The following is a 10288-nucleotide window of genomic DNA, read 5'->3' on the forward strand; positions in this document are numbered from 1 at the left end:
CATGGCCCACGGCCGAGGCGGCCCGGAGCCCGGATGCGTGGTCCACAGTGATCGCGGAAGCGAGTACACGTCGACTCAATTCCGCGATCAAATAACGGAGTTGGGGCTACGGCAGAGCTGCGGACGCACCGCATCGTGTTTCGACAATGCCGCAGCAGAGAGTTTCTGGGCCCTGCTCAAGGAAGAGATCGGAACCCGGACCTGACCCGACCGGGCCACCGCCCGCGCCGAAGCCTTCAACTTCATCGAGACCTTCTACAACCGCCGACGCCTGCACAAGCACCGGACGTTCGGCTATCTCACCCCGGCCGAGACCAGGCAACGGCATCAGCACGCCCTCGCGGCATAACGAACGAGTGTCCAGGATCACGGGGAAACTTCACTGGACGGCATGGCCCACATGCTCGCCTCCCTGGAGTGGCCCTTCACCATCCACCATCCCCAAGAAAGAACTACCGCAGTAAATGCCGGATTTACTGCGCCGTCACCGTCGAGGGCACCCGCGAGATCCTCAACATCTCACCGATTTCAGGTATAAGCGCGTCATCCTCACCGCTTTCTCAGAGACCAAGCAATGACGAATGCGACCGATGGAAAGAGCACCGCCGGAATGACGAACAGGAATACCAATAGGGCAACGAAGGCCGCCCCGCCTGGAGACAGTTTGACGCCGAGGCCCCAACTCTGGGCCACACAACCCGCCGTCGCCGCTGCGGTCCCCAGAGTCGCTGTGATCACAGCTTTTCGCACTGCCCCCACACGACCCAGGACCACACCCAGCGGTATGCCCAGAACACCAACCACGAAGAAGAAGAGCAGCAAGGAGACGATCGTGGGATCGATGATCGAAAGCGCCTTCTGCGCCCAGGGGCTCGCCGCTGAGGCGGCGATCCAGGCGGCCGAGAGCAACCAGATTCCCGCACCGGTCATTGCTTTCGGTGCCTGTGCGGGGCTGACACCCCCGAACTCCGGATCCGAGCCGTCCCTCCGCGTGCTAACGGTTCTCAAGAACGCTCCTATGTCGTAGGCGGCCAGGGAGGCCAGGGCTCCGCCGCGCCCGTAGGTGTGGTTGACGCGCATCGAACGGGCCTGGCCCGGGGCCAGGGTGGGATGGAGCGACAGCGGGCCTGGATGGAGGTCTTCTCGTCTGCGGAGATGACGTACTCGTCCTCTCCGAGCTGGGTGCCATCGAAGCGCGCGTACACGTCCGGGATCCGTTGAGCGATGGCGCGGAAGTTCGGGTCGCGGATGAAGATCCAGGAACGGTGCTGCCAGGGCTTGAGTGCGTCGTCCCTGAGCCAGCGGCGCACGGTGGAGGCGGAGATCGTGTCGGTGATGGCCCGGGTGACGGCCTCGCGCGCGAGCTCGGGGCACGACCAGCGCGAGAGCGGGGCTCCGAACTGGGTGGACAACTGGCGGGCCCGTGCTTTGACTTCGGCGATCTGCAGCGCGGTGAATGCCGGTTCCCGCCCTGACCGCCTACGGTCGGCCAGGGCGGGAACCTGGCCAGCCGCGAATCGGCCGCGCCAGCGGCGCACGGTTTCCACGAGCAGGTGGGTTTCGGCGGCGATCTGGGCGTTGCTGCGGCCTCGTGCTGCCAGGAGCACGATCGTCGCCCGCTGGGGTGTCTGGTGCGGGGTCTTGTGGCCGTTGGCCATCTTCTTGAGCCGGTGGCGCTCGGCAGCGGTCAGCTCCAAGGGCACGGCGGAGCACGCGGGCATGAAAGGAGAGCCTCCCATCTATCCGTGGTGGAGAACGAAGTGGCGGGGCCAGCTTCCCGCACGGGCAGTCGACTCGCCAGGGCCCACAGCCTGAGCATCGGACCCGGTGACCTTCCAGTGCAGAGCCAAATTACCCGTCAGGCGTTGGAGTGAACACCGACGCCACCGGAGACGGTGAGGTTGTCACCGGTGATGTAACCAGCGGCGTCCGAGGCGAGGAAGGCCACGGCTTCGGCGATGTCGGCGGGAGCGCCGACGCGGCCGAGTGGGACCTTCCGGGCCCAGGAGTCGATCATTTCCTGGGAGATACCCATCTTGCTGTAGGCAGGGGTGTTGATCATTCCCGGGCTAACCGCGTTGACGCGGATGCGGCGGGGGGCGAGTTCGGGCGCGAGGGACCGTATGAGGGGCAGCAGGGCACCCTTGGCCGCTGTCATCGCGGCCCCGAGCCCTTCGGCCGCACCCACCGGTGAACACGACTGAGGCGCCCTCGTTGAGGAGCGGCAGCGCCTTTTGCAGGGTGAAGAAGTTTCCCTTGACGTTGATGTCGAACAGGGCGTCGAAGGCGTCTTCGTCGGTTGATTCGATCGGGCCGGGGCGGGAGATGCCCGCGTTGAGGAAGAGCAGGTCGAGGGGGCCGAGTTGCCGGCGCGCCTGGTCCATCGCCCGGTTCCGCCTCCTGCACAACACTGCCTCGTTGCGTGCCGGTTGGCTCGAAAAGCGACTGCGGTTTCAGGAGAACCTGTTGCCGCTCATCGAGACCCGTATGGACGTAGCTACTGCCAGCGAGGGCGCGAAGGCTCGCGCGGTGATCGCGACCGCCTTCGCGTGCCTGGATGCCGCATCGATGACGTGGGTCGTCAACGACGGCAAAGGCGAAATCATGGACCTATACGACGAGTGCCTGACTGCGGTGCGCGGCTGGCCCACAGCGACCAACCAGCCCGGAAACCGAGGACGGAAACTGGGCACACCCACTGCCATAGACCGGTCCACATCCGGCTCTCCCAGCTGGGCACAGATGGGCCACGCTGGCGTCATGCGCAACGAATCCGATGGCACGTCCGCTCCACTACCTGGACTCCACAAGACGAGTGCTCCAGTCAACCCCCGAACGACTTCCGAAGCCGACCACTTAGCGGGTGGTTGAGTCTGCAGTCTTCGCGGATCACCTTGTGGGACTGATCGAGCGCTGCCAGGTATTCAGCGGTTCCACAACCGCGGAACCGCCGCCTCCTGCGAGGCGGCGGTCACCGGCGACATGCGCCTGGTTCCAGTCAGCGCACGAGGACCACGGAGTTGATCGGCGTCATGTCGTACGGCGCGTACTCGCCCGTGTCACGAGCCACGCCGGAGCAGTTGCCGCCGTTGTACGCGAAGCAGACCTGGAAACCGGCGCCACCGGTCTGACTGTTGACGATGACGCGGTAACCCGTCACGTTCGACAGGTTGTGCGCGCCATAGCTGTAGAAGATGTTCTTGCTGAGGATGCTGCCGTCCGTCTCGCGGATGCAGACGGCTCCGGACGGACAGGCGGTGGCCGCGGTGGCGCTGGGCGCCATGGCCAGGCCACCGCTCACGGCCAGGGCCAGGGCTCCGGTGATCATCGCGGACTTACGCATGTTCCTCCCCCTTTGGCTCGGTGCCCCGAGATGGGGCTCGCCATCAGTGTTGCGATGCGGTACCGGTGCCATCAATGGCACTTCTTGCCAATGTCATGGACCGGGCTACCCGGTAACGATCCCGCCGGACCGGCACGGCGGGCCTCAGCAGACCTGGCCCACTCCGTCGATCCGGCCGCCGAAGTCGGACACGTAGTCGATACGGCTGTCGCCGGAGTGCACTACACGGGTCTCCTTCGGGTCCCAGTTGATGAAACAGCCCTCCGCGCTCGACACGAACGAGCCGACGTGGTCGTGGAACTCCGCCGGCATGTCGTGGTAGCCGTCCTTGGCGACCCACTCCCAACTGCGGCCGTCGAAGCGGGAACCGGTGTAGAAGCAGATCGACCCCTTGGTGCAGGAGGGCGCGGCCGGGGCGGCGGGGGCCGCCGCCACGTCCGAGACGGGCACGAGCAGGGCGGTCAGGGACAGGGCGCACGCCAGGGACCAGGTACGCAACTTCATGGGTCTCTCCTCGATGAACGTCGCGCCCGCGGGGCGGGCAAGGCCGGGCCCGGCTGTCCGCGGACCCGATGCCAGGAGTCTCCTCACGGCTCACCGCCAGGTCCACGCGTTTCCCGACGCCTCCGGGAACAGGAAACAGGGAAACCCATGGCGGCCCCCGCGATTACCCCCGACTGCACGTCACCGGGCGCCCGCGCGAGACGGCCGTGGACTTCGGCGGCCGACCGGAGCGCTGCATCAGGGCCTTCACCCTTGATCGTGGACACCGGTTGTTATGCGGCGGAGGCCAGCGTAGGTGATCGCTGTTCGCAGTTGATCGGGCTCTGCCGGCCGAGGGCTGAGTGCCGTCGCCAGGTGTTGTAGCGGGTGACCCAGCGGAAGACGGCGAGGCGGGCGGCGCGGGCTCCGGGCCAGCGTTTCGCGCCCTTGAGGGTCTCCCTTTTCATGCTGGCGTTGAACGACTCCGCGGCGGCGTTGTCCGCGCTGGTGCCGACGGCCCCGCGTGATCGGATCACGCCGAGGTCTTTGCAGACCTGGGCGAACTCCTTGGAGGCGTATTGGGCTCCTTTGTCGCTGTGGAAGATCGCTCCGCGCACGTTCCCTCCCCGCGCGCCGGCGGCGGCCTTGAGGGCGTCGGTGACCAGTTCGATCCGCATGTGGTCGGCGATCGACCAGCCCACCAGACGCTTGGAGTGCAGGTCCAACGCCGTTGCCAGATAGAGAAAATGGCCGTCGCTGACCGGGAGATAGGTTATGTCGCCGACGTATTTCTTGTTTGGCGCGGAGGCCGTGAAGACCCGCTGGATCAGGTCGGGCACCGGGACGGCGTCGGCCGTGGGGACCGTGGTGCGGACCTTCTTGCGCAGGTGCAGCCCGACGATGTCGAACTTCCGCATGACGCGTTCCACCCGCTTGTGATTGACCCGCAGCCCGGCACCCTGGAGCCCGGCGGTGATGCGCGGAGCCCCGTAGGTGCCGTCGGACTCGGTGTGGATCGACGTGATCCGCCCGGCAAGCTCGGCCTCCGCACGTGCCCGCCCGGCCCGCGCATCCGAGCCGGCCCGGTGCCGGTAAAACCCGGAACGGGAGAGCCCCAGGATCCGGCATAGCCGCTTCACGCCGAAGGCGTCATGGTGGTCGGCAACGAACTGGAAACGGCTCACCAGCTGGTCTCGCCCGCAAAATACTTCGCGGCCCTCCGCAGGATCTCGCGTTCCAGCTCGAGCTCCTTCACCTCGGCCCGCAGCCGCTCGTTCTCCTTCTCCAACGCGCTGGCCTCCACCGCGCCGGGCACGGCGGCCTGCTCGGCATCCCGCACCCAGGTGCGGAGCGTCTCGTGGTTCACCCCGAGATCCTTGGCCACCGACGCATACATCCGCCCCGGGCTGGAGCGGTACAACGCGACGGCATCCCCCCGAACTCAGGCGAGTACTTCGACGTCCCCAACGGGAACTCCTGTCCTTCGGATCTTCACGATCCAATGATCAGGGTGTCCACGATCAAGGGGTAACGCCCCTGATCGAGCGTGAAGTCGACCCGGCCGACACCCGCGCCAAACGACTGCGCGTCACCGACGCCGGCGCCGACCTGGCCCCACGCGCGATGGCCGCCGTTGAGCGCACCGACGCACAGTTCTTCCAACCGGTGCCCCTCGACGACGCGGTAACCCTGCTCGGCCGCCTGGCCCATCCCGAAACCTGAAACACCTCGAGGCTCAGGGCGGCTCGCTCAAAGGAGTGATGCGGACGCCGGCGCCGAACCCTGGGCCGCCTGAGTCTCGTCCCAGGGATCATGGACGCCATCGACCCCGTACACCTGTCAGAGCCCGGTCTCCTCGTCATCGACATCACCGCCGCCGACGACACCACCGCGCAAGCCGCTGTCGCCGCCCTGGACGCCCTGTGGGCGACGTCCGGGCCCGGCCGCACCCATCGCGTACCCGGGCAACCAGGCGCCCATGTTCGCGGACCTTCGGCCCGGGAGCCCGGAGACCGGCTGACGCCGGAGCAGCTCAGCAGAAAGCGACTCGCAACACAGCCCTGAGCGCCTACCGTGGAATCCCGCAGCCGCCCTCTTGGAGGCCTGATGGGGAAGCACCGCAGTCCGATCGGTGACGACGGGCAGCAGCCTCGGGCCTGCCCTCGTCGCATGAACCAGGCAACCCAGTTCGGGGAGCTGAGACGCGGGCGCACCAGCCCTGCGGCTGGGTCAATCTCCTCGGGGCCGCCACGCGTGGGCTTGTCGAGCAGCGACGTGCGCGCCCCAGCCGCAGGCCAGGAGGCCCATCACGGATACGCCCAGTGCGCAGGCGGCGAGGAAGCTTCCGGAGATGAATGAGGAGCCGTCGGCTGTTTTGGGGAAGGCGAGCCATGTTCCGACGAGGCAGCCGATGCTGCCGGCCAGGGCGAAGGGGATGAGCAGGCTCCAGGCGGCGGTGCTCCAGTAGATCCTGCGGTTTCCCGACAGGACGCTGATGGGCGCGAGGGCGCGGCCGTTGCGCAGGAACTCGGCGGTGCCGCTGATGACCGACGCGCCCGCGAGGATAAGGATGCCGATGAATCCGAAGAGGGTGATCCACAGTCCCTGGGACCGCTTGAGCTGACCGTCCACCAGCCATTCACCACCGGGCGGGTCGATGGCTGCTCCCTTGGGAAACACCTGGTAGGCCAGTTGCTTCAGCGTGGAGACGGGGAGGTCGTGTCCGTCTACGGATACCAAAATGGTGGGCGGAACCTCCTCTGCATCCGACGGCGCTGGTTCGGCGGGGTGGGGGAGCTTACGCACGACCACGGTAGTGCTGCCGGAGGCACTCCAGCCGATGATCTCGCGGACACGCGGGTCCGTGGGTACCTGGCTGAGTGTGACGGGCTCGGGGCTGCACGGGAGTTGCAGCGCGGCCAGTCCCGGGCACGTGCCCTGAAGAGTGGCGGTGGACTCGCCGCCGGAGCTGATGAGCTGGACGGCCTGCTCTGTCGGGGGCAGTTTGCGTACGAAAGCGTCCATCTGCTGGGGCGTGACGGTGCCTGGTTGCATGAAGAGGGCACTGTTGCCGATCCGGTCGACGGTCGCCTGCGCGGCCCGGGCGGTGTCGCCGAACAAGCTCTGCCATGCCACTACCTGGATGAGAAGTCCGAGGGCGACGACCACCGCTGCCGTCATACGTGCGGTGGGGCCCGGGTGAGCCGTAACACGCTGTCCGGCCACCAAGAGGCTGGGGTGCCCGAATCGGCGTCCGATGGTGCTCATCATGCGCCCGAGCTGAGCGATGAGGACGGCGATGGCGGCTGGGAGGGTCATCAGGGTGGCTGCTGCGCCTGCCCAGTTGATCAGCAGGTTCGCGTATGTCCCCCTGGCGAAGAAGTCTGGGCCGCGGACGGCGATCAGCAGGAACACCGGACACAGGATCGCCCAGCGGGCGGGCGACCGGCGAGTGCTCGCAGGCCGGTTTCCTCCAGCAGCGCGAGAGATTCGGCTCGCGGCGACGGATGCCACGACGACCACGGCGGCGGAGACCGCTACACCCAGCAGCAGTTCCCACCACCTGGCGCGGACATCGCCGGCCGAGACGACAAACCCGGTCCCGGGCAGCCGCACATCAGTGGTGCAGAACGCGCCCACCACTGCGGCCGCGATCACAGCTCCGGCCAGGACCGGCAGGCTGACCTCGCCCAGGACGATCAGGGCGCGGGCGCGTGGCGTACCTCCGAGGGCGTCCACCAGGGCGGTGCGGCGGTCACGGCTGTGGGAGCCGGAGCGCGCGGCGACCACCAGAAGGACTGCGACGGGCAGCAGGACCAGCCCGCCCGGCATGATTTGGAAGGCCCACTCGGGTTGGGCGTACGAGAGCTGGCCCATCCTGACTGGTGAGGCGTGCGCGGGACGGCCATACCCGATGATGCTCGTCGCCTTGTCCGCGGACAGGGCGACGCGCGGACGGATGTAGGCGAGCAGTTCGTCCGGCGACTGGAGGCCTGCGTTGCCGATCTCCGCAGTGGCACGCCCGTATCGCGTGGCGATGCCGTCCTCGGTCCCCAGCTGCCGCAGCCGGGGAGAGAGAGCGGCTTCTCCTGGGGCGGGCCAGGCGGAGAGCCCGGGGGGCAGGGGCGCGTCTGGTGCGAGCGGTGTGATGAACACGATGGAGAAGAAACCGCCGCCGGGGACGGAGTCGGTGGACTTCGACCAGAGGGCAGTGCCGGGCAGGTCTGGACGGTCTTCGTGGCTGATCGGATTGCGTGCGAGTCCGCGGTCCGACTGCCCCTGGTAGGTCGCGTGGGCGGCCAGCATGGCGGCGATGCCGAGTGCGAGGAGGGCCGTGGCCGCCAGGAGCGCGACGAACCGGACCCGTCCCGCCTCTGCTCTGCGGTCGGCGGCCCGACCCACCCGCATCAGTTGTCCGCCGACTCCGCGTTCCTTCACCGTGCGCCCGTTCCGCTGCTGTTCGTCGCCGACAAGGCACCACCGAGCAGGCTGAGTGTCCGATCGGCGCGCTGGGCGATGGCCCCGTCGTGGGTGACGACGAGGAGCCCGCACTGGTGGCGCGCGGGCATGCTGAACAGAAGCTCTGCCACCCGGTCTCGGGTCTCGGTGTCCAGGGCACCCGTCGGCTCGTCCGCGAGCAGCAGAGCCGGCGAGTTGATGAGCGCCCGTGCCACCGCGGTGCGCTGGCGCTCTCCCCCCGACATGTGGTCACTCGACGAGGCGGTCGGAACGTCCAACTCGGCCAGAAGCGCGCCTGCTTGGCGATAGGCGTCGTGCCGTGGGACTCCGGCGAGCAGAGCGGCCAGTGCGACGTTGTCGAGGGGAGACAGTTCGGGGAGCAGTTCACCGAACTGGAAGACCATGCCGATGTGTCGGCTTCGGTGCCGGGCCAGGGCTGCACCGCGAAGCGCGGTTATGTCCGTGCCGGCGATCTCGACCGCGCCGGTGTCGGCACGGACCAGGCCGAGGATGCAGGAGAGCAGGGTGCTCTTGCCAGATCCGCTCGGCCCCATGATCGCCACCGATTCGCCCGCCCGAACCTCCAGGTCCAGCGACTCAAAGAGCCGTCGGACGCCCACGGTGTGGTCGAGCTTTTTCACGCGCAACACAGGTTCGTTCATGTTCCTCGAAGCCCTGGTCTCCATAGTTCACTTCTCGCCGCACTTGCCCGGTGGGCCGAGCGGGGGCGGCCCGGTGGGCCGCCCCCGCCGTGTTAGGTCAGCTGCAGTGCCGGGTCAGCTGGGTCAGCGGTCGCTCCACCAGACGGTGCAGTCGTCAGGCGAGAGGTTGATCGCCACGCACGCCTGGATGTCCTGGACAGGGTTGCCCGTGTCGTTGGAGCTGTAGGCCGTGGTCCCGTTGCCGCTGCTGTTGCGGAGCTCGAGGTCCTTGTTGTACTTGCGGTCGTAGTTGGCGTAGACCTCGTGGCTGTCGCCCTTGGTGTCCGCGACGGCGATCTGGCCGTTGGCACCGTGACTCCAGGCGGACACGCCGGTCCGAGCCCTGTCGATGTTGGTCGCGAACGCCGGCGTCGCACCGAGGATCGCCACGCCGGTGACAGCTGCGACGGCGAACATCTTGGTTCTGGACATGCTCAAGATTCCCCTCCGTTGCCCCTCTCGGGGCGTTGGCCACTTAGCGGTGCCCATGGGACAGGGTGGCCCCTATCGCCTCGCTAGGTCCGGGCCCTGGACAGCGTGACGTGTTCTGCAGGTCCACCCGGCGGGCACTCGGTGCCCGCCCCGCTGCGTTGAGGAGATCATTGCCTGCCCTTGGGGAAGGGGCAACGGAGTTGACCACCGTTGGCCAAAACAACATGAGTAAATCGAACACCTGAACATTACGGTCCATTTGACCTGCGACAACCTGAAGTGGACTTTCCCCAGACCGGTCATCGCAACAGGTAGAACATGACTCACCCGGCGGACTTGGAACCTAGGCGCGGGCGCGCACCCCCGACTCCTCAGGCACATTTCGATGCGACGACCAGAACGCCGCCTCCTCGACATTTGGCTTGATCGCCCGACGCCGCGCACGCTGTTCGCTGGCTATGCGGTGACCGGATCGGCGACTGTCTCGGGTCCGCGAATCGCGGACACCGCCATGCGGTTGAACCGCCTGCCGTCCGCTGCCCGTGGCGCCGTGGTGGGGTCGGTGTACGCGCGCCCTGGCCGTCGTCGAGGACTTGCTGCGCGTGTGCGTCATCGAAGAGCCTGCCACCGAATCTCCTGGGTCAAGATCGTCGAGCCGTTCGGTAACAGTGCGGGCGCCACCGCCGACCGAGCCCGCCAAGTATTACAGCCGGAGATCTTGAGGGTCGGTGATCGGTGGGATCGGTCGATGGTGGGCCCCGGCCTGTAGGCGGTGCGGGAGGGGGTCGCCGCGGCGGCGGTAGTGGCTGACCATGGCCCGGGTCTGGTGCAGGCGGCGCCAGAACTCGCAGGTCAGGATGGTCTCTACGGG

General features: G+C 67.5%; 12 protein-coding genes. 1 reads left to right on the forward strand and 11 read right to left on the reverse strand.

What is annotated here, in order from left to right; all coding sequences use genetic code 11:
• Positions 1 to 549: 549 nt before the first annotated feature.
• The 8 genes from AB0D31_RS33970 to AB0D31_RS34005 form a co-directional block, all read right to left on the reverse strand.
• Positions 550 to 930, reverse strand: a complete 381-nt coding sequence (locus AB0D31_RS33970; RefSeq protein ID WP_362730563.1) for a hypothetical protein — start codon at positions 928 to 930, stop codon at positions 550 to 552.
• Between the two features lie 86 nt (positions 931 to 1016).
• On the reverse strand, positions 1017 to 1721 hold the full coding sequence (locus AB0D31_RS33975) for a helix-turn-helix domain-containing protein (RefSeq protein ID WP_362730566.1): 705 nt from the start codon (positions 1719 to 1721) through the stop codon (positions 1017 to 1019).
• Between the two features lie 137 nt (positions 1722 to 1858).
• The gene (locus tag AB0D31_RS33980; protein WP_362730569.1) at positions 1859 to 2158 is read right to left on the reverse strand and encodes an SDR family oxidoreductase; all 300 of its coding nucleotides are present in this window, start codon (positions 2156 to 2158) and stop codon (positions 1859 to 1861) included.
• On the reverse strand, positions 2070 to 2384 hold the full coding sequence (locus AB0D31_RS33985; protein ID WP_362730572.1) for an SDR family NAD(P)-dependent oxidoreductase: 315 nt from the start codon (positions 2382 to 2384) through the stop codon (positions 2070 to 2072). Before AB0D31_RS33985 ends, AB0D31_RS33980 begins: the two co-directional genes overlap by 89 nt.
• A 614-nt stretch (positions 2385 to 2998) precedes the next feature.
• Positions 2999 to 3343 (reverse strand): hypothetical protein, encoded by a 345-nt coding sequence (locus AB0D31_RS33990; protein ID WP_362730574.1) that lies wholly within the window; start codon positions 3341 to 3343, stop codon positions 2999 to 3001.
• Positions 3344 to 3487: 144 nt separating this feature from the next.
• Complete coding sequence (locus AB0D31_RS33995; RefSeq protein WP_362730577.1) at positions 3488 to 3847, reverse strand: peptidase inhibitor family I36 protein; 360 nt, start codon at positions 3845 to 3847, stop codon at positions 3488 to 3490.
• A gap of 272 nt (positions 3848 to 4119) precedes the next feature.
• A protein-coding gene (locus tag AB0D31_RS34000; protein WP_362730580.1) for an IS3 family transposase occupies positions 4120 to 5246 on the reverse strand; the annotation gives its coding sequence in 2 pieces (ribosomal slippage) (positions 4120 to 5027 and positions 5027 to 5246; 1128 coding nt in all).
• A gap of 71 nt (positions 5247 to 5317) precedes the next feature.
• Positions 5318 to 5536, reverse strand: coding sequence for a hypothetical protein (locus AB0D31_RS34005; protein WP_362730583.1), 219 nt, complete (start codon positions 5534 to 5536; stop codon positions 5318 to 5320).
• Positions 5537 to 5638: 102 nt separating this feature from the next.
• Here AB0D31_RS34005 and AB0D31_RS34010 point away from each other — a divergent pair, with 102 nt between their 5' ends.
• Positions 5639 to 5890 carry a DUF6207 family protein gene (locus tag AB0D31_RS34010; RefSeq protein WP_362730586.1) on the forward strand — a complete coding sequence of 84 codons (252 nt, stop codon included), beginning with the start codon at positions 5639 to 5641 and terminating at the stop codon, positions 5888 to 5890.
• Positions 5891 to 6055: 165 nt separating this feature from the next.
• On the opposite strand, the gene AB0D31_RS34015 is transcribed toward AB0D31_RS34010, so the two are convergent.
• The 3 genes from AB0D31_RS34015 to AB0D31_RS34025 all read right to left on the reverse strand — a co-directional run bounded on the left by AB0D31_RS34015 (position 6056) and on the right by AB0D31_RS34025 (position 9417).
• Positions 6056 to 8263 carry an ABC transporter permease gene (locus AB0D31_RS34015; RefSeq protein WP_362730589.1) on the reverse strand — a complete coding sequence of 736 codons (2208 nt, stop codon included), beginning with the start codon at positions 8261 to 8263 and terminating at the stop codon, positions 6056 to 6058.
• The gene (locus AB0D31_RS34020) at positions 8260 to 8946 is read right to left on the reverse strand and encodes an ABC transporter ATP-binding protein (protein ID WP_362730592.1); all 687 of its coding nucleotides are present in this window, start codon (positions 8944 to 8946) and stop codon (positions 8260 to 8262) included. The genes AB0D31_RS34015 and AB0D31_RS34020 overlap by 4 nt, the downstream gene beginning before the upstream one ends.
• A gap of 123 nt (positions 8947 to 9069) precedes the next feature.
• Positions 9070 to 9417 carry a hypothetical protein gene (locus AB0D31_RS34025; RefSeq protein ID WP_362730595.1) on the reverse strand — a complete coding sequence of 116 codons (348 nt, stop codon included), beginning with the start codon at positions 9415 to 9417 and terminating at the stop codon, positions 9070 to 9072.
• Positions 9418 to 10288: the final 871 nt, after the last annotated feature.

This window comes from Streptomyces sp. NPDC048361 (genome assembly GCF_040651795.1).
Classification (GTDB): Bacteria; Actinomycetota; Actinomycetes; order Streptomycetales; family Streptomycetaceae; genus Streptomyces.